This window comes from Ruminococcus sp. AF20-12LB, from assembly GCF_003478985.1.
Taxonomy (GTDB): Bacteria; Bacillota; Clostridia; order Lachnospirales; family Lachnospiraceae; genus Blautia_A.
In genome coordinates this window covers 427,079-446,857 of sequence record NZ_QUGH01000001.1, presented here as the reverse complement: position 1 = coordinate 446,857, position 19,779 = coordinate 427,079, and the positions used below count along the sequence as shown (strand labels likewise).

The window sequence follows — 19,779 nt, the reverse complement described above, 5'->3', positions numbered from 1 at the left end:
CTTGTCAGACCCGTAATCTTAATATTCTTTATGCTTTTTCTTCCCGTTTCAGCTCCGCCGGTTCTGCCAGATGAATCTTGCCTTCCCGAAATATGTGGATAAATACCTCCGCCATATCCGGATCGAACTGTTTTCCTTCCTCTTCTCTTATGATCCGAAGAGCTTTTTCCACCGGCATCAGTTCCTTATAACAACGTTTGGATGTCATGGCATCAAAGGAATCTGCGATGCAGAGGATCCTTGCAGATGCCGGGATATCTTCTCCCGCGATTCTCCTTGGATAGCCGTTTCCGTCATAACGTTCGTGATGACCGATAACTGCAGGGATAACATAATCCAGTGACGGAAGGTGGCGGATGATCCCGATGGATGCTTCCACATGACCTTTCATGATCTCATACTCTTCATCCGTAAGCTTGCCTTCTTTGTTCAGGATATGCTCCGGAATCCCGATCTTTCCAACATCATGAAGAAGCGCCGCCTGACGGATGATCTCCACCATTTCCGTTGTATAGTTCAGCGCCTTCGCAAGACTCGTTGCGTAATAAGCCACATTGTTGGAATGTCCGAAGGTATAATGATCTTTGGTATCAATGGCTGCAGTCAGCGCATAGATCGTGGATTCATAGGACTGATAAATATGTTCATGATCAGATTTCTTTCCCGCATTTTCTTCATCCAGGCTTTCCTTCAGCATGGTGTCAAAAATCTCGATGCCGTTTTTACCGCTGCGCTTTACATGATATACTGCCAGATCCGCATTATCCAGAAGCTCCTTTGCTGAGCGGGCTGCATAAGGTGCCGCACTGATCCCCACACTTACCGTAAGGATCTTCAGCTTGTAGTCTGCAGAATCGTTGCGCATATACAGAATCTGCTTCTGTATGGATTCTGCCAGATTTCTGGCGGAAAATACATCGTAATTTGGCATCAGGACCGCAAATTCCTTGGCACTGTGACGTGCCACATATCCCTGTTCTCCCACACTTGCATGGATGATATCTGCCACCTTTCGAAGTGCAACATCTCCCTGCTGATTTCCGTACAGCTGATTGTACAGCTTGAAATCATCAATATTGAACAGGATCAGTGCAAGCGAACCCTCTTTATTTTTTCCGTATTCCTCATCCAGGATCTCATAAAAATATTTCCGGTTCAGAAGGCCCGTCAGTTCATCGGTCCTTGCCTCAGTCCATGCCGCCTCATAGAGTCTGGCATTTTTGATGGCAATGGAAGCTACCGAGCTGACCGAAGACAGCATGGCAAGGTCATTATGGTTCAGGTTCCTGTGTCCGTCACCGGAAATCGCAATGATCCCGGCCAGATCATCATTTTGTCGAAGACCTGCACAGTATTCGATACCCAGCTCTGAAAACATATGTTTCTCCGATTCCCACATGGATTTGTAGGCTGTGGAAGAACGAAAATCCCGGATCACCACACAGTCCTCATTTCTGGTAAGCCAAGTAACCACCGGATTATCCGCTTTCAGCGAAAAGGTCAGGTCGTTCAACGGACGGTTGCTGTAAACAGCCTGATATTCCCCTGATTTTTTGTCTTTCAGGCAAATATAGATCCGTCCTGCATTGGTAGTTTCCTTCAGCACATTTACCGTATTACGCAGGATTTCTCCTACCCGGAGCGTCCTGGATACTGACTGGCTGAAATCTTTCAGCTCCTGAGACTGCTGGATCTCTTTTTTGATAAAAACATTGTTCATCAGACATTTCCACAGCACTGTGACCAGCCATGCAGATATGAGAAAAACGAAAGAAAAGATCAGCACATGATACTCACTGGCTGCAGGGAGCAGCATTCGGATATAGTTCATCAGATACGGTGAAAGATTGATAAACAGTACTACCGTCAGAACCACTCCCACACCAAAGCAAACCCCATCTGACGCAAGACGGCGCATCTGGAACAGCCGTCTTCTGGTCAGTGCATAAAGCATCAGGACAGCATTGATCAGACCGCTGACAATATCGATGGGGAATCCGGAAAATGCCGGCACTGCCAGCGCAAGGTTTCCCACAAAAATGATCAGTATCCCCACAAGGATCGGTTCGATCTGTTTGCGGTATTCGGGGTGTCTCCGGCATCCGCGGTACATGGTAATAAAAATCTGGATAATGGTGATCCCTGCTACCACAAAGAACAGAAGGAACCAGGGGGTGATCTTATAAACAAAATGCGCACCACCGTTTTTACGGATCAGATCTGGCCAGCGCAGGATGATCCCGCCCGGGATGTTGATCACAAAAAGCAGCAGCATCAAAAGCAATGGGATTCTGCTTTTTCTGCCCATACGCACTCCCATGAATGCGCTGATGAATACATAATAAAAATATGGCAGAAACAGGATTCCTGCCAGAGACACATAATACCACAGGATGTAAGAGGGTCCTGCTTCCATACGCATCAGAAAAGAGCCCAGCGTCCAGCAGAGCATTCCTCCCAGCACACACATGAAGCTGTTGATGATCCGGCTGCGCTTACCAGCCAGAAGAGTCAGTATCATAAATGTATAGAAAAAAACTGAAATGATTGAAAATGATATATAGCTTTCCATAGTTACTTCCTCATATTCCCGAATCCGATCTCATCCTGCAGTCTCAAAAGTTCCGCCACCTCATAATAAGGAGTGCTCATATGCCGTGGTTTCCGTCCTTTTCTGGACTCATAAAGATGAAAGGTACCACAGCGCAGGATGGTCACCACAAGGGGATCCATTCCCAGGATTTTCTTCAGATCCCGGTAATCCTGATCGATATATTTGAAATACGTGGTCAGAAGCTCTTTCAGAATGTCCGTGCTCATAGCCTGATACATCAGCGCTTCTTTTTTTACTTCTATATAAAGATGCAGATATGGGCGTTTTTTCTCATTATATTCTTTCACTGCGATCCAATCCGTAACCGGCTGCCCAGACAACTGAATCACACTTTTGATACCATTTTCCGAAATCCTGGTGAATCCTGCGATATCAATGATCCACGGAACACGATCTATGTACTCAAATCTTGGAATCTGTGTCCGGTCCTCCTGGTTGGTAAGACCCACGCACCGATACATATCTCCCACACGGTACCTGGCAAAGGCTCCGCCCTTCAGCACAGTGATCACAAGCTCATATTTCTCCCCGGGAACAACTTCATCCATAAGATAGGTCGGAGGAGTGAACGTGGGATCCTCATAATTATGGAGCATATCCTTTTCGGTGATAAATTCATAAAAGCAGGTATCCGGAAAAAAGTACATTCCGTTCCTGGTCCAGGTCTCGGTTCCTATAATAGAAGGTTCCGTTCCTGCAAAAAGCTCCATGGGCCGAACTCCCCACATTTTCTCCAGATCATCCTTATAGCACTGATTGTCGGTTCCTGCCACCATAAATCCCTTCAGGTGAAAAAGGTCTTTCGGAAGAAGCTCCCGTTTCTCCCTCTCACAGATCTTTTTGGCATTCAGGATCCTTTTCAGCATCTTTGGTTTATACTGCAGGAGTTCCGAAAAGGAGGTTTTGCTTTTTCCTGATGATACACTTCCGGTGAGACTCTGGCTTACTGCATAGGCTACACTTCCAAGTCCGAAGAAAAATTCCACGTCCTGTTTCATGGCCATCTTAAAGCCCTCTTTGTTCCGCTCACTAAAACTCATATTTACCGCATCTTCCACTTCCGGAAGAAAACGGATGTCGATATCTTCTCTCAGCGCCAGTGGAAAAAGGCCGGTAGCAAAAGGCAGCGGTGCCAGTCCGTAAAGGATCTTGTCCGTTTCCTCCACATCAAATTTGCCCTTTTCGCGGCTTGTAGCTAATATGAGGCAGGCAACTACATTGTTCCTGTAGGTATCCAGCATACTTCTCGTGTATGGTGCCACCTTTATCGGATGGCGCCCGCCTTCCCAGGTCGTCTGTATCCAGATGATCGGATTCCCCGGAAGAGTTTCACTTCTCTTCTGGAGGAGCATATCCGCATAATCCTCATAAGTGGTAAGAGGTACCAGCCGACGGAACTCGTCGATCCCGGATGGCCTCCTGACCTTCAGAATGCTTTTGCCCAATTCACAGTCTGACCAGAGCTGGATCTGCTCTTCCATCAGGCGATTCTGGATCTTCATGTAATCCTGCATTGTCAGATCAAGAAATCCGCAATATTCTTTCCAGATAGCATCATACTGCTGTTTTCGAAGTTTTTCGCCAAGACTCACCGCCTTTCCCCCCTTTTCGCCACGTTTTTATACAGGCAGCTGTACTGTTTCGGTCCGGGATCAGAAAGGGAGTTGTCTGCTGATACGCTCCGTAATTACTGAATGTTTCCGGAAACACGATCCTGTCCTGGTAAAAAATGTAAAATATGTTCCACACGATAAGGACCCCAAAAGCCCTCAGTGCCTTCCCGGATCCCAGAAATCCGGCCAGGCAAAAATAAAATCCGGCGAACCACAGAACGCCAGGATGTCGGCAGAGTGCATAAACACCCTCTGTATAGGCCAGCCTTTCATGATTTTCTTTGACATATGTCTCATCAAAGGGCAGCGCAAAAAACAATGTATAGATCAACAGTCCCAGAAACAGGATCGCTGCTGTCAGAAAAACAGCAGAAATAAAAAAAGAACTTCCCTGCCGCGGCCAGCAGCTCCGGATCACCAGACCTGTTGACACTGCGATCAGGAAACATCCTATGCTAAAAAACGGATGAAGAAAGCTTTTTTTCAATCGGATACTGTTATGATCATACAGGAAGCAGCATAAAAAGCCGATGCTCCCTATAATAACCGCAGTCATGTGTATTTTCCCCCTTCATTTATGTAAAGCGGACCTTCTCATTCCGCTCTGCTGCATTCTCAGAAACGAGACCCTTTCATAGTCAGTACCCTAAAGAATGCTCTATATTACTAAAAAACAACTACTCGTTCATTATATAGCACATAGCTGACTTTCGCAATCGTTTTTGACTAATATATGCTGAATATTGGCACAAATTTTATCAATTATGACAGTTTATATGTTTTTTCTGCCAGAATCAGAGGTAACGGATCTCTACGTGCATTTCGCCCTTTCCCTCTGTCTCCATTACTGCATAGCTTGGACGGCGTCCCCGTTGTCTGGGAAAAGCCAGACTTCCGGGATTTACCAGAAGCACACCTGCTTCCTTTTCAACAACCGGCACGTGGATATGTCCGAAAAAAGCCGCATTGCATCCCCTTGAGCGGGCAGCTTCTGCCAGCTGATCAAAGGCTATGGATACACCGTAGTAATGACCGTGAGTTACCAGGATCTTATTTCCCTCGACCTCGATCACATCTTCTCTCGGGAGATCCGAGAAAAAATCATTATTTCCGGACACAATGCTGCAGGGACATTCTGCAAGGGCTTCAATATAAAATTCTCTGCCTTCCACATCCCCGCAATGTACCAGCATGTCAAAAGGAGCCTCCCGGTTTATCACGATCTCCAGGTTTTCATCTCTTCCGTGAGTATCGCTTACGATCAGCACCTTCATACAAGCTCTTCCTTTATAAGGCAAAGAGCTTTTCCACGATGGCTGATCCTGTTCTTTTCTTCCATGGAAAGCTCTGCGGAAGTGCAGCCATATTCCGGAAGATAAAAGATCGGGTCATAGCCAAAGCCATTCTCCCCTTTTTCCTCGTAGCCGATGCGGCCTTCCATGGCAGCACGGACTGTCTTTCTTCTGCCATCCGGGAAAGCTGCCGCAATAGCACATACAAAACGTGCGGTACGTTTCTCATCGGGTACACCTTCCAGACGCTGGATCAGGTTTGCGTTTTTAATATGATAGGAAGTATCCTCACCCATATAGCGTGCGGAATAGATTCCAGGCTCTTTGTTCAGATAGTCGATCTCCAGACCGGAATCATCTGCCAGAACGATCTCGCCGGTCATTTTACTGATTGCTTCTGCCTTGATCATGGCATTTTCTTCAAAGCTTTTTCCGTTTTCATCAATATCCGCATGGATCCCGGCATCCTTCAGGGAAAGGATCTCCAGAGAAGGATCCGCAAGTATCCTTCGGATTTCCTTCATTTTATCCTCATTTCCGGTAGCAAAAATGATCTTTTTCATTCTTTAATACTTCCTTTCTTCGGCGGACGTGGTCCAAGAAACTGGTAATAGTAGGTTTTCATCATTCCGTTATAGATCTTACGGTTTTTATCTGCCTTTCGGCCGATATCATTCTCTGCCTTGTCATAGGCAGTGATCAGATACATGGACCAGCGATCCAGCCCCTTATAGCTTTCACCGATCTCACGGTACAGTGCAGGGAGATTGGATTTTTCTTCGATCCTCTCACCATATGGCGGATTTGTCACGATAAAACCAAAGGGTTTGGAATGGCGGAGTTCATTGACCGGGCGCTGCTGGAAATGGATCAGTTTGTCCACTCCGGCCATTTTTGCGTTGGCGCGTGCTGCCTTGATGGCAGCTGCATCGATATCAAAGCCCTGGATATCGGTTTCAATATCAAGATTTACACGTTCTCTGGCTTCTTCTCTTGCATCCTCCCAGCATTCCTTCGGGATCAGATGCTCCCAGCTCTCGGCCAGAAAATGACGGTTCAGTCCCGGTGCCATATCCGCTGCCATCATTGCCGCCTCAATAGGAAAGGTACCGCTTCCGCAGAACGGATCGACAAGAATACGATCCTTTTTCCAGGGGGTGAGCATCAGAAGTGCGCTGGCAAGTGTCTCTGTGATGGGTGCTTTCACGGTCATCTGGCGGTATCCTCTCTTATGAAGAGATACGCCGGAAGTATCGATCCCGATCAGGGCCACATCTTTCATAAATGCCACACGGATTGGGAATTCCGGACCGTCTTCCGGGAACCAGGAAATTCCGTAGATGCCTTTGAGACGTTCTACGATGGCTTTTTTCATGATGGACTGGATATCGGATGGGCTGAAAAGTTTACTCTTGATGGAGTTTGCCTTGGCTACCCAGAATTTACCGTTCTTCGGTATGTAATTCTCCCATGGGAGAGCCTTGGTCTTCTCAAAAAGTTCGTCGAATGTCTCGGCTTTTACTTCGCCTACTTTCAGAAGGACGCGTTCTGTGGTGCGGAGGAACAGATTGGCGTCTGCCACACCCTGGGCGTCTGCCTCAAAAGTTACTCTTCCGTCTTCCACTTTGGTCACTTCATAACCAAGGTCCAGTATTTCACGTTTCAGTACCGCCTCTGTTCCGAAATGGCAGGGCGCTGTTAATTCCCACAGATTCATAAAGTGATCTCCCGTACTGTATTTCCTTCAAAGTCTTTGATTGTAAAAATTCCGTTCTCAAGGATTGCGTAGGTTGGTGGGTTGCCTTCCTTTGGAATGGATACGGAACCTGGGTTCAGAAGGATATAATTTCCCATGTTTTCTGCTTTCAGCACATGTGTATGGCCGTGGATCAGAATGTCTCCATCCATCATCGGCGGAAGATTATCCTTATTATAGATGTGACCGTGTGTGGCATACATCGTTTTTCCCTCGATGGCAAGGATACAGTAATCTGCCATAACCGGGAAGTCCAGGACCATCTGATCCACCTCTGCCTCACAGTTTCCGCGTACTGCGTAGATCTGTTTTTTTCTCTCATTTAAAAGGCGGATGACTTCCTTTGGTGCGTATTCCTTCGGAAGGTCATTTCTTGGTCCGTGATAAAGCAGATCTCCCAGAAGCACCAGTCTCTCCGCCTTCTCCGCGTCATATGCTTCCAGCATTTTCCGGCAGTAATATGCCGAACCATGTACATCGGATGCAAACATATATTTCATAATCTTTTCTCCTTGTAATTTGTGTTGGTTTTTATCTCTGTTCTTTACATTATCATGATTTACTTTAAAATACAAGATTTGTTGTTTTATCCGCGCACAAGATTTCTCCCTCTGTAGGCGGCAAATCCACCGATCACGGATCTGGTACGGCAGCCCTGTCTTGCCAGGCTCCGGGCAGCCTGCATGCTGGCACCGCCGCGATCGCAGTAAAGTATCAGCAGTTTATCTTTGGGAAAACGGTATTTCTGATCCTGTTTTTTCTCAAGATATTCCTCCAGCTCTCTGTATGGAATATTTGCCGCGTTCCGGACATGTCCCCTTCTGTATGCGGCAGGATCCCGGAGATCTATGATAACAGCGTCACTGCGCTCCACATAATAATCCAGCATTTTTGCAGAGATAGTTTCGATCTGAAACATGGAAAAAATCTCCTCTTTTTGGTATATTATATGGAAGCTTCCGGGTGAATGTTCCCTTATATGTATTTAAGCGGGAAAAGCCATCTCTGGCTTTTCCCGCTTTTCTTATCATTTAATATCTGTCAGAGCCTCTATCCTTCTCAGAATCATATTCATCGGAAATTTTGTTTCCGTAGCTGCTTTTGGAACTGTTCCTGGAAGAATTTCCCGAACTGTTCTTAGAGCTGTTTTTTCCGCAGTTTCTGGAAGCACTTTCCCCGTGATTTTTTCCTGCATAATTAGACTCATTTCTGTCTGTTTCGTAATTTTTCGCCATTTGAATTACCTCCTGATGAAGTTGATTTTACGGCTTTCCGAAGCTTTCTGCCGCTTTTTATTACAGGAAATAGTATCCCAAAAAGTTTGGAGATTATTCGCCAAAATCATGTTGCTTTTTTTTCCAATTTATATTATAATCATTCTTGTAAAAAGAATTTACCCTTCAAAAATTTTTTTTACATAACCCCTTATTTAATTATTTATACTCCCCTCGAAACACCCGGTAGCTCCCCTACCGGGTGTTTCTCTATACAAAAATAAGCCGCCGGATGACGATCACAAGGTCGCTCCGGCAGCTTGTTTTTTTATCCGTTGATCGGATTTACATGCACCATACAGTGCTTTACATTTTTGAATTTATTCTCGATCGTATGATGTACATTTTCCGCAATATCATGTGCATCGCAGAGGGAAATATTTCCATCTGCTGCGATCTCGATATCCACATACATCTTGGATCCGAAAAGACGGGTTTTAAGAAGGTCTACTCTTCTGACGCCCGGTACCTTGAGGATCTCTCTCTTCATGGATTCCTCAGTTTTTACATCACAGGAATGATCTACCATCTTGTCAATGGCATCCCTGAAAATGTCGATCGATGCCTTAGCGATCATAACGCAGATCACGATGCTGGCGATCGGATCCAGGATCGGGTATCCCAGTCTTGCACCGAAGATGCCGACAAACGCTCCGATGGAGGAAAGTGCATCTGAACGATGGTGCCATGCATCTGCCATCAGAGCTCCTGAATTAATCTTCTTTGCGGCACCTCTTGTATACCAGAACATCCACTCTTTTACCACAATGGATACCACTGCAGCAACCAGTGCAAGTGTTCCCGGAATGGCAATGGTTCCGCCGGATGTGCTTTTTACAATGTCACGGGCACCGGTAACTCCGATCCCAATACCAGTGACAAGCAGCATTCCTGCAAGAACAATAGAAGAGACACATTCCATTCTTTCATGTCCGTACTGGTGCTCTTTGTCTGATTTCTTTGCAGAAAGACGGACACCGATAATCACGATGAAGGTACTTCCCACATCTGATGCCGAATGAATGGCATCAGAGATCATTGCTCCTGAATGTGCCACAATACCGGCAACCAGTTTAAATACGGACAATAAAAGATTTACCAGGATACTGATCCCGGATACCTTCATTGCTGTCTGCTGTTCCCATGAAGCTGTTTTTTCTGTATCATGTATAATTGTTTTGTTTTCTTTGTGTTCCATAAACAGGACCTCCTTTTAATATATGATCAGGTTCTTCTTATGGCACAACATTTTCCGTGAAAAAACCGGCGGTTCCTTCACTACTCGCTGCAGTGCGATTTCCGCCGGTGTTCTTTCTTTTCTGTATAGGGATATCCCAGCTTCTACCTTCTGTTCCATCCATATTTTTGCAGTAAAAAAGACATACCTGCGAAACATACACTGTCCCGCAGATATGTCTGAAAGCAAAGTCACATTCTGCTTCACCTCATATTCCGTGAATGCAGGTTCTTTGCAATTACGTTTAAATCCATATCCGCTGCCGCTTCCTGCGGCCCGGCCCCATGCCTTCGGATAAATATTTTCGATTCCGAAAAGCATCGCCTGCTCAGTTTGTACTGTTGATCTCGCATCCTGTTCGAATGTAATGCAGTGCAAAGAGAATTGCAGTCTTACGGGTCTCCCGTCCGACTTCTCAGCAAGGATACACCATGAACGCTCTGTTAGTCAAGTCAAAGTTTTTTATTTTACAGGTAGATATCTTCAACTTTCTGTTTATTCCATGTCTGAAAACATGCTTCGCACTGCACAGCTCTATATCAAATAACAGATCCGCAGTTGTTTGTCAAAAAACCGGGAGCGAATAAATCCGCTCCCGGTTAAGTCTACGATCTGTATTCTGTTGAAATGAATGATTATGCCTGAGGACCAGCTGCAACGAGTGCTTTACCAGCCTCATTTCCCTCATACTTAGCAAAGTTCTTAACAAATCTTGCAGCAAGATCTTTAGCCTTTGTCTCCCACTCTGCAGCATCTGCATATGTGTCACGTGGGTCAAGGATTGCAGGATCTACGCCCGGAAGCTCTGTCGGAACCTCGAAGTTGAAGAATGGGATCTTCTTTGTAGAAGCTTTAAGGATAGATCCGTCAAGGATAGCATCGATGATACCACGAGTATCTTTGATGGAGATACGTTTTCCTGTTCCATTCCATCCTGTGTTAACGAGGTATGCCTTCGCACCGCTCTTCTCCATTCTCTTAACGAGCTCCTCAGCATATTTTGTCGGATGAAGCTCAAGGAATGCCTGTCCGAAGCATGCGGAGAATGTAGGAGTAGGCTCTGTGATTCCACGCTCTGTACCAGCAAGTTTAGCTGTGAATCCGGAAAGGAAGTAGTACTGTGTCTGCTCCGGTGTCAGGATAGATACTGGAGGAAGTACGCCGAATGCATCTGCGGACAGGAAGATAACCTCTTTCGCTGCCGGTGCAGAAGATACAGGGCGAACAATGTTCTCGATGTGGTTGATCGGGTAGGAAACACGTGTGTTCTCTGTTACGCTCTTATCAGCGAAGTCGATCTTGCCCTCAGCATCAAGTGTTACGTTCTCAAGAAGAGCGTTTCTCCTGATCGCATTGTAGATGTCCGGCTCAGACTCTTTGTCAAGGTTGATAACCTTAGCGTAGCATCCACCCTCGAAGTTGAATACTCCGTTGTCATCCCAGCCATGCTCGTCATCACCGATCAGGAGACGCTTAGGATCTGTGGAAAGTGTTGTCTTACCTGTTCCGGAAAGACCGAAGAAGATTGCTGTGTTCTCTCCGTTAAGGTCTGTGTTTGCAGAGCAGTGCATGGAAGCGATGCCCTTAAGCGGCAGATAGTAGTTCATCATGGAGAACATACCTTTCTTCATCTCTCCGCCGTACCATGTATTAACGATAACCTGCTCACGGCTTGTAATGTTGAACATTACAGCTGTCTCAGAGTTCAGTCCTAATTCTTTATAGTTCTCAACTTTAGCCTTGGATGCGTTGTAAACAACGAAATCCGGCTCAAAGTTCTCAAGCTCCTCAGCTGTCGGCTGAATGAACATGTTTGTTACGAAGTGTGCCTGCCATGCAACCTCAACGATGAAACGGATAGCCATACGTGTGTCTTTGTTAGCTCCGCAGAATGCATCTACTACGAAAAGTTTCTTGTTGGAAAGCTCCTTCTTGGCAAGATCTTTAACTGCATTCCATGCTTCCTGAGTTGCCGGATGGTTATCGTTCTTGTACTCATCGGATGTCCACCAAACTGTGTCCTTGGAGTTCTCATCCATAACGATGTATTTGTCTTTAGGGGAACGTCCTGTGTAGATACCTGTCATTACATTGACAGCACCAAGCTCACTGACCTGACCCTTCTCAAATCCTTCAAGCTCCGGTTTGGTCTCTTCCTCAAATAATGTCTCGTAGGAAGGATTGTACACGATCTCAGTTGTTCCGGTAATACCATACTTTGTTAAATCGATTTTTGCCATCTTAACATTTACCTCTCTTCTTTAATAGTAATTATGATAGCCACCTACTGCTGCAGGTTTTTGTCATCCTGCCATAGGAATTGGTCATTCCAACATCCCTATCCACAATTATACATAAATTGTACGTAAAAGCAACCAAAAAAATTCATTTTCCGCAAAAAAATGATAAATCTTTAACAGTGACGTTTTAGTACTGTCAGATTTTATTTCATCTACACTTGACTTTTTCAGAATAATGGCTACAATATATCTGATTATAGTTATTATATATATTTATAATAATAACTATACTATTTTAATATATAGAAAGAAGTGATTTCTGTGTCAGATATTCCGGTTAAACGTAATCATATGAAAATCCCCTGGCACAACTACGTAAGCGCCAGGAACAGCCAGCCCATCACCGAGGCTTCTCTTTCCGAAAAAGCTTCCCTGATCGGCCGTACAGGCATGATGCTTCTCTCCTGTGGGACCGGTGCCTGGCGGGTACGGAGTTCCATGAATACATTGTCAGAAGCACTTGGCATCACCTGCTCCGCAGATATCGGACTAATGTCTATAAGCTACACCTGCTTTGACGGTGAGAGCAGTTTTTCCCATGCACTTAGTCTGACTACCACCGGCGTAAATACTTCCAGACTGAACAGGCTGGAACATTTTGTCAGTGATTTTCCTGTGGAGGGTATCCATATGAGCGGTGAAGCACTGCACAGTCAGTTAGATGAGATCGAGCGGATCCACGGGCTTTATTCCCCTGCAGCCCTGGGACTGGCTTCTGCACTGGCCTGTAGTGCATTTACTTTTCTTCTGGGCGGTGGCCCGCTGGAAATGATCCTGGCTTTTGCAGGCGCAGGCATCGGAAACGCCATCCGCTGCAAGCTTGGCAAGCATCATTTTACTCTGTTTATGTGCATTGCAGTTTCTGTTTCCTCCGCCTGTCTTGTATATGCAGGCTTCCTGAAGCTGGCAGAGCTTCTGTTCCACATTTCCGTCCAGCATGAGGCCGGGTACATCTGTTCCATGCTGTTTATCATTCCGGGCTTTCCGTTTATCACAAGCGGGATCGACCTTGCCAAGCTGGATATGCGTTCCGGTCTGGAACGACTGGCCTACGCCATTATTGTTGTAATGGTGGCTGCTGTCTCTGCCTGGCTGATGGCACTGCTTCTTCATCTGAAGCCTGTGGATTTCCTGCCTCTGGAGCTTTCGGCAGCTCAGAGGATCCTGTTCCGGCTTCTGGCAAGCTTCTGCGGGGTATTCGGCTTTTCAGTCATGTTCAACAGTCCTGTGCGGCTAGCCGCAGCTGCCGCCTTCATCGGCGCACTGTCCAACACTTTGCGTCTGGAGCTTGTTGATCTTGCCGGTTTCCCACCTGCTGCCGCGGCTTTTTTCGGAGCACTGACAGCCGGACTTCTGGCCTCCCTCATCAAAACAAAAGTGGGATATCCCAGGATTTCCATTACCGTACCATCTATTGTGATCATGGTTCCCGGACTTTATCTCTACCGGGCGATCTACAATCTGGGGATCATGTCCCTGAATGTTTCCGCCTCCTGGTTTGCAGCTGCGATCTTGATCATCGTTGCTCTTCCCCTGGGCCTTATTTTCGCCAGGATCCTTACGGACAAAATGTTCCGCTACTGCACCTGATGGGCATACAAAAAGGACTGCTTTCTGTAGCTTCCGGTCATCAGCTATCCTTCTGATAACCGGAGCAATACAAAAGCAGTCCTTTTTTGCACACTCTATTTCATTACGATCTCATCAGCGATTCCGATCATTTTTTCCAGGCGGTCCGCAAATTTATGGATGGGGAGAAAAACGCCCAGTCCATCATAACGTTTTCCACCATCCTCCACAGAATCCTGCCCATAATACACAAAAGCTCTTGGAAGCTTCTTCTGAATTGCCATCATGATATCCCATACAGCCGCATAGGCCTGTGCCTCCGTTTCTTTTTCCTTTACGCTGTTCGGAAGCTCATACACCAGCAGCACACCGATATGTTCGCCCATTTTGTACTCTTCTACTTCCATGGTAGCTTCATCATAGGCATGTCGCTTCCGGTAGCCATACGCCAGATACATCTTTACACCAGGTTTCTCCCTGTATATCCTGCGAAATCGGTCGTAATCCCTGTCACTTACATGGATTCCCTTTTCCCGCAGAAAATTTCCTTTTTCATCTGTGAGAAATACCGGATTCTCCTGTCCATCTGCATTGAACCTGAACGGTGCCAGAAAAGAATTTCGCAGAAGATCAAACATACTGTTCTGGCAGATCGCCATAAGGAGAGCAGTCAGATCACGGTTTTTATATGCGTCCAGCAATGCATAGGCGAATTTTTCCGGAGGAAGATATCCGCATTCTATGTCTGTATCCGCATCCATGGATTCATAGAAGGTCTCCGTCAGCCGTCTGCACGCCTCCGGATCCTTCAGGATCTTTTCAAATAAAAGCTCCGCCTTTTCCTCTCTTGGGAATAATGTGCTGTTTTCCACAATTCCTCACCCTTTCTAATCTCTATGTTTACTGGAAAACATCAGAATAAAGCTGATCAGAAGCAAAACATCCGATACCCAGATTGCCGGGATTCCCAGCCTCATGGACAGATTTCCTCCGCCACCGGCTCCAATGGCAAAAAAGAAAATTATTCCAAAATAATAAAGAGCCTGCTTCAGCTGTTCCGGACGTTTTTCACGACAATACACGGACAATGCCGCCGTGCCGCTTCGTAAATTTCCGATGCACATAGTGCTTGCATAGGAATAACCGCCTACCTTCCGGAATGTCTGTACCTGCATGGCGCAGGAAAAGGATACCAGTGCGGTTGCCAGCATATCCAATTCTCCCGGCATAAATCCCACCACAAAAAGGATCAGGATCTCGATCAGCAGGATCATCTGCCTCCAGTGAAGTTTTTTTGCATATTTAAAGGTGTTCTGGATTCGCTCCGCCGCTACAACACCAATGGCAAAGGCTAAAATAGGGAACAGATACCTTAAACCGTCTCCCCACTGTCCTGTCATAAAATTATGGCTCATCAGAACCACATTGCCTGTCTGGGCGTTGGAAAACACCTCATCTCTTGTAAAGTATGTGTAGGCATCCTGAAATCCGCCGGACATTGCCAGAAATGCACTTGTGATAAAAGCTTCTGACATCTGCCGGTCTGCGTTCTGCAGCTTTCTGCCTCCTGAAACCACTCTAAATCACTCCTGTCATTGATTTTTTTCCTCGGGTGTATTATAGTTTGCTCAGAAGCAAATGTAAAAAGTATTATTAATATCGTAAACATATTAAAATCATATCACAGGATGGAGACTATACATGATCACTTACGACTACTACCGGATCTTTTATTATGTAGCCCAGTATAAGAGTTTCACCAAGGCAGCACGGGCTCTTCACAACAACCAGCCAAATATCACCCGCTGTATGAACAACCTGGAGCAGGAGCTGAAATGTACTCTCTTTCTCCGATCCAACAAGGGAATCGCACTTACCCCGGAGGGACGCCAGCTTTATGAACACGTTGCCCTGGCATTTGAGCAGCTGTCCATCGGTGAGGAGGAGATCCGCCAGAACGGAGAGCTGGAACATGGTCTGGTTTCCATCGGTGCCAGCGAAAATGCCCTGCGTCTGATCCTTCTGGAAAAGCTGGAGCTGTTCCGCGAGCAATATCCCCATGTTCGCCTGCGCCTCTTCAACCATTCCACTCCACAGGCTGTACAGGCACTGAAGAATTATGCGGTAGATTTCGCTATTGTCACCACTCCGATTTCTATCCGCAAGCCTTTACAGAAAAAAAGTCTCCTGCGTTACCGGGAGATTCTTGTATGCGGAAGCAAATATAAGGATCTGACCACTGCCCCCATCAGCATCCATGAGCTTCAGGACCTGCCCTTTGTAGGTCTTGCGGAAGGGACCAGCACAAGAGAAATGTATATGAATTACTTTATGGAAAACCGTGTTTCTTTTCATCCTGATATCGAGGCCGCAACTACAGACCAGGTCCTTCCCATGGTTGTCCACAATCTAGGAATCGGCTTTTACCCGGAACCCCTTGCCCGGGAAGTGATCAATGACGGTAAGGTTTTTGCCTTTCAGCTTAAGGAGCCGCTCCCTCAGAGAGAGGTCTGCTTAGTCACAAACAGCAGCACTGCCATGAGTACTGCTGTCAAAAAAGCTATTGAATTTATCGTATAAATCCCTGAGGCGGATCAGCCATTTATGTTTATTGCTCCACTGTCCTCTCAATATGCATGGCAAGATAACCGATCTCGATAGGGTCCAGCTTTTTCCCAAGGCTTTTGCCCAGGCTCTCGCAGACATCCTCTGCGATCCTGTAAGATTCCGGATATTTTTCTTCTATATATTCATTCATATCCAGCTTCAGTGTCTCCCCTGTGGAGACACGGGCTACCATATATTTGATATGGTTCATCATACGGTTGTAGGACAGGGAGATCACATCGATCTTTCTTCCTGTGGCCATCTCGATCATGGCGATGCATTCCCGCACCGTTCTTGCTGTCTGCATGGCAACAGACACCTTCTCATCTCCAAGTGCTGAGTGAATATGAAGTGCCACATATCCCACCTCATGCTCGTCGATCTCAATATCCATCCGCTCCTTCAGGATCTTCTTCAGTACCTCCGCCACCTTGAATTCGCTGTAAAAAAGCACCTTGATATCATCGGTCAGAGGATTGCTGATCTGCTCATGATTCCGGATACGTCCCACCGCAAAGGAAATATGATCAGCAAGGGAAAACAGGATCCTTCTGTCTATGGTATCCCCAAAGGTCTTCTCAGCTTCTCTCAATATCTCATCTGCGATCTCCAGAAATTCCGGTGCTACGCTCTTTGCCAGTTCTTTTGCTGAGCCACGTTCTGTCTCCTGAGCCAGCCTGTAAAGGGTACAGTCTGCCGGAGCCTCCAAACGCTGACTGACCTTCTTTCCAAATCCCACACCTTTTCCCAGAAGCACATATTCCTGGTTTTCCTCCATATCTATGGCAATGATGCCGTTATTGTTCAATACCTTGCTCACTCTGTACATCTTTTTTCCCCACCATTTTTATATATCCTGCTGCTTTTCCACATTCCACCACTGTCTACCCCGGATTTTCAGTCAACATTTTTGTCTGCAGCTATCGATTTTCTTTATCGTAACAGAATCTGTCTTTTGTGTAAAGTCCTTCTGACGGACAGTTATTTTCTTTGCCACAGGAAAAGCGCGCCCGGGCATTAGGCGCGCTTTTCACAAAACCAATCATCTATATTATTGCTGAAAAATTTCTTATTCTTCCACAGTCTCCACTGCGAACAGCGGCTCCCCTGCCTTGATCTCTCCATTGGCAAGAAGGCGTACTCTCTGATTATCCTCGATCTCTGTACAAAGGATCGGAGAACATAAGGACGGAGCGTTTTCTGTAAGATATGGGATGTCGATCCGCATCAGCGGCTCACCCTTTTTCACATGCTGTCCCTGCTCTACCAGGATCTCAAAGCCTTTTCCTTCCAGCTTTACAGTGTCAATTCCGATATGGAGAAGCATTGGAAGATCTGTATCTGTCTGGAATCCGATAGCATGCTTTGTGTCAAAAATAAACTCTACCTCGCCGTCTTCCGGAGCACAGATCACCGGATCCTTCGGTGTGACTACCGCACCCTCTCCCATCATTCCTTCTGCGAAGCCTTCATCCGGCGCTGTGGAAAGGTCTGCTGCGATACCGGTTACCGGGCTGTAGACGATAGCTGTTCTGAGGACCTTTTTCTCCGGCTGCGTGTTGGCTTCGGATGTCGGAGCTGTGTTCTGAACAGCCTCACCTGTACTTTCTGCTATGCGCTCTGTATCAGACTGAGCCTGATTTTCCGTATTGTCTGTTTCTGTCTCATTTGCACCTTCAAAATATTCATTTGGCGCTGTCTCCAGATAATCCTCCAGCTTGGATTTAATCACAGTTACCTGCGGACCGTAGATGATCTGGACACCCTGGCCTTTTTTCACGATTCCTCTGGAACCTGTTGTTTTCAGAATATCGTCGTTGACTCTTGCTGCATCATGGACGGTGATACGGAGTCTTGTTGCACAGCAGTCCACATCACTGATGTTTTTCTTTCCTCCAAGGCCGGCTGTGATGGCTTCGCTTACCGGGTCTGCGGATGTGCTTCCTGCTGCTTCACCGGCTTTTCCGGCTTCTTTTCTTGCGTTTACATCTGCTTTTGTATAAAGCTTTGTTTCTGTGTCGTCATCCTCACGTCCCGGAGTCTTGAAGTTGAACTTTTTGATCAGGAAGGTGAAGATCACATAGTAGAGAATAAAGTAAATGATACCAACCGGGATAATCCTGAGCCAGCTTGTCTTTGCATTTCCCTGAAGGATTCCGAACAGGAACAGATCAAGGAAACCGCCGGAGAAGGTAAGTCCTACTGCAATGTTCAGCATATGTGCGATCATATAAGCCGCGCCTGCAAGAACAACCTGTACCGCAAACAATGCAGGAGCTACAAACAGGAAGGAAAACTCCAGTGGCTCTGTGATTCCTGTAAGCATACATGCAAGGGCTGCGGAAAGAAGAAGTCCGCCTGCTGCTTTTTTCTTCTCAGGCTTTGCACAGCGGTACATGGCAAGAGCAGCTCCCGGAAGACCGAAGATCATGAAAATGAACTCTCCGGAAAAGTACCTTGTTGCATCTGCACTGAAATGCGCCACATTTGCGGAATCTGCAAGCTGAGCGAAGAAGATGTTCTGTCCGCCCTGTACCATCTGACCTGCAACCTCCATAGTCCCTCCAACGGCTGTCTGCCAGAATGGCATATAAAATACGTGATGAAGTCCGAAGGGGATCAGCGCACGTTTGATAATACCAAAGATCAGAGTTCCGACATAACCGCTGCCTGTTACAAGACCGCCCAGAGCATAAATACCGTTCTGAACTGCCGGCCATACGAAATACATCAGGATTCCAACAAACATATACACAATGGTGGAAATGATGGGCACAAATCTGGAACCACCGAAGAAGGAAAGTGCGTTTGGAAGCACGATCTTATGAAAACGGTTGTGCAGAGCCGCAACACCAAGGCCGACGATAATACCGCCAAACACACCCATCTGTAAGGACTGAATACCGCAGACAGATGTTACAGTACCTTCCAGAACGCTTTTTGCGATCTGTCCGTCTGCTGTGATCTTACCATTTACTACCAGCATACCATTGATGGCTACATTCATAACGAAGTAAGCAATCAGTGCAGAAAGAGCTGCTACCTCTTTCTCTTTTTTTGCCATACCGATGGCCACACCTACTGCAAAGATCAGCGGCAGGTTATCAAATACCGCGCTTCCGACTTTGTTCATAATGATCAGGAGTGCATGTAAAATCGTTCCGTCTCCCAAAAGCTTCTGAAGTCCGTAGGTTGCAATGGTTGTTTCATTTGTGAAGGAACTGCCGAATCCAAGAAGCAGGCCTGCCACAGGAAGGATTGCTATGGGAAGCATAAAGGAACGTCCCACTCGCTGCAAAACTCCGAAAATCTTGTCTTTCATGTTCTCTCTCCTTTTCTTTCGACGTTTTGGAGCGGGAGTCTTTTAAGTGGGCAACAAAAAAAGACACCAACCCCCATAAACGTCAAATAAAAATAATAACATTTATGACTGGTTAATGCCTGCTTATCAGTTACACACCAAATCTGAAATACACTATACGGGTTTTGTTCTTCTGTGTCAAGGAGTAATTTGATT

At 46.3% G+C, this 19,779-nt stretch carries 17 protein-coding genes and 1 riboswitch; of the genes, 2 read left to right on the top strand and 15 right to left on the bottom strand.

What is annotated here, in order from left to right; all coding sequences use genetic code 11:
- Window positions 1-28: 28 nt before the first annotated feature.
- The 11 genes from DWX61_RS01985 to pckA all read right to left on the bottom strand — a co-directional run bounded on the left by DWX61_RS01985 (window position 29) and on the right by pckA (window position 12,026).
- A complete protein-coding gene (locus DWX61_RS01985) occupies window positions 29-2,572 on the bottom strand; it encodes an HD domain-containing phosphohydrolase (RefSeq protein WP_118623516.1) in 2,544 nt (847 codons plus the stop codon).
- A gap of 2 nt (window positions 2,573-2,574) precedes the next feature.
- The gene (locus DWX61_RS01980; RefSeq protein ID WP_118623515.1) at window positions 2,575-4,206 is read right to left on the bottom strand and encodes a GH3 family acyl-acid amido synthetase; all 1,632 of its coding nucleotides are present in this window, start codon (window positions 4,204-4,206) and stop codon (window positions 2,575-2,577) included.
- A complete protein-coding gene (locus tag DWX61_RS01975; RefSeq protein ID WP_118623514.1) occupies window positions 4,169-4,783 on the bottom strand; it encodes a hypothetical protein in 615 nt (204 codons plus the stop codon). The genes DWX61_RS01980 and DWX61_RS01975 overlap by 38 nt, the downstream gene beginning before the upstream one ends.
- A gap of 238 nt (window positions 4,784-5,021) precedes the next feature.
- Window positions 5,022-5,501: a metallophosphoesterase family protein gene (locus tag DWX61_RS01970; protein ID WP_118513205.1), complete on the bottom strand. Its 480-nt coding sequence runs from the start codon at window positions 5,499-5,501 to the stop codon at window positions 5,022-5,024.
- The gene (locus DWX61_RS01965; RefSeq protein ID WP_110103311.1) at window positions 5,498-6,082 is read right to left on the bottom strand and encodes an XTP/dITP diphosphatase; all 585 of its coding nucleotides are present in this window, start codon (window positions 6,080-6,082) and stop codon (window positions 5,498-5,500) included. Before DWX61_RS01965 ends, DWX61_RS01970 begins: the two co-directional genes overlap by 4 nt.
- Window positions 6,079-7,236 (bottom strand): THUMP domain-containing class I SAM-dependent RNA methyltransferase, encoded by a 1,158-nt coding sequence (locus tag DWX61_RS01960; RefSeq protein ID WP_118623513.1) that lies wholly within the window; start codon window positions 7,234-7,236, stop codon window positions 6,079-6,081. Before DWX61_RS01960 ends, DWX61_RS01965 begins: the two co-directional genes overlap by 4 nt.
- Window positions 7,233-7,775, bottom strand: a complete 543-nt coding sequence (yfcE, locus tag DWX61_RS01955; RefSeq protein WP_118623512.1) for a phosphodiesterase — start codon at window positions 7,773-7,775, stop codon at window positions 7,233-7,235. The genes DWX61_RS01960 and yfcE overlap by 4 nt, the downstream gene beginning before the upstream one ends.
- An 86-nt stretch (window positions 7,776-7,861) precedes the next feature.
- Window positions 7,862-8,194 (bottom strand): rhodanese-like domain-containing protein, encoded by a 333-nt coding sequence (locus DWX61_RS01950; protein WP_118513209.1) that lies wholly within the window; start codon window positions 8,192-8,194, stop codon window positions 7,862-7,864.
- Between the two features lie 112 nt (window positions 8,195-8,306).
- Entirely contained in the window at window positions 8,307-8,510 is a 204-nt protein-coding gene (locus DWX61_RS01945) for a hypothetical protein (RefSeq protein WP_022426534.1), read from the bottom strand.
- A gap of 307 nt (window positions 8,511-8,817) precedes the next feature.
- Window positions 8,818-9,747, bottom strand: coding sequence for a cation diffusion facilitator family transporter (locus tag DWX61_RS01940; RefSeq protein ID WP_118513210.1), 930 nt, complete (start codon window positions 9,745-9,747; stop codon window positions 8,818-8,820).
- A 199-nt stretch (window positions 9,748-9,946) separates the two neighbouring features.
- A riboswitch (NiCo riboswitch) is annotated at window positions 9,947-10,128 on the bottom strand.
- Between the two features lie 293 nt (window positions 10,129-10,421).
- A complete protein-coding gene (gene pckA / locus DWX61_RS01930) occupies window positions 10,422-12,026 on the bottom strand; it encodes a phosphoenolpyruvate carboxykinase (ATP) (RefSeq protein WP_118623509.1) in 1,605 nt (534 codons plus the stop codon).
- A gap of 351 nt (window positions 12,027-12,377) precedes the next feature.
- On the opposite strand from pckA, the gene DWX61_RS01925 reads away from it, so the two are divergent.
- Entirely contained in the window at window positions 12,378-13,676 is a 1,299-nt protein-coding gene (locus tag DWX61_RS01925; protein ID WP_182433932.1) for a threonine/serine exporter family protein, read from the top strand.
- Window positions 13,677-13,771: 95 nt separating this feature from the next.
- Here the strand turns inward: DWX61_RS01925 and DWX61_RS01920 are convergent, their stop codons facing one another.
- Together DWX61_RS01920 and DWX61_RS01915 are read right to left on the bottom strand one after the other, a co-directional pair.
- Window positions 13,772-14,527, bottom strand: coding sequence for a DUF4866 domain-containing protein (locus tag DWX61_RS01920; RefSeq protein WP_182433925.1), 756 nt, complete (start codon window positions 14,525-14,527; stop codon window positions 13,772-13,774).
- A gap of 15 nt (window positions 14,528-14,542) precedes the next feature.
- The gene (locus DWX61_RS01915) at window positions 14,543-15,232 is read right to left on the bottom strand and encodes a YoaK family protein (protein WP_330612641.1); all 690 of its coding nucleotides are present in this window, start codon (window positions 15,230-15,232) and stop codon (window positions 14,543-14,545) included.
- 124 nt (window positions 15,233-15,356) lie between these two features.
- Here DWX61_RS01915 and DWX61_RS01910 point away from each other — a divergent pair, with 124 nt between their 5' ends.
- A complete protein-coding gene (locus tag DWX61_RS01910; protein WP_118623505.1) occupies window positions 15,357-16,235 on the top strand; it encodes a LysR family transcriptional regulator in 879 nt (292 codons plus the stop codon).
- A gap of 28 nt (window positions 16,236-16,263) precedes the next feature.
- On the opposite strand, the gene DWX61_RS01905 is transcribed toward DWX61_RS01910, so the two are convergent.
- Both DWX61_RS01905 and DWX61_RS01900 read right to left on the bottom strand, forming a co-directional pair.
- Window positions 16,264-17,091, bottom strand: a complete 828-nt coding sequence (locus tag DWX61_RS01905; RefSeq protein WP_118623503.1) for a PRD domain-containing protein — start codon at window positions 17,089-17,091, stop codon at window positions 16,264-16,266.
- 240 nt (window positions 17,092-17,331) lie between these two features.
- Window positions 17,332-19,584: a PTS sugar transporter subunit IIABC gene (locus DWX61_RS01900; RefSeq protein ID WP_118623501.1), complete on the bottom strand. Its 2,253-nt coding sequence runs from the start codon at window positions 19,582-19,584 to the stop codon at window positions 17,332-17,334.
- Window positions 19,585-19,779: the final 195 nt, after the last annotated feature.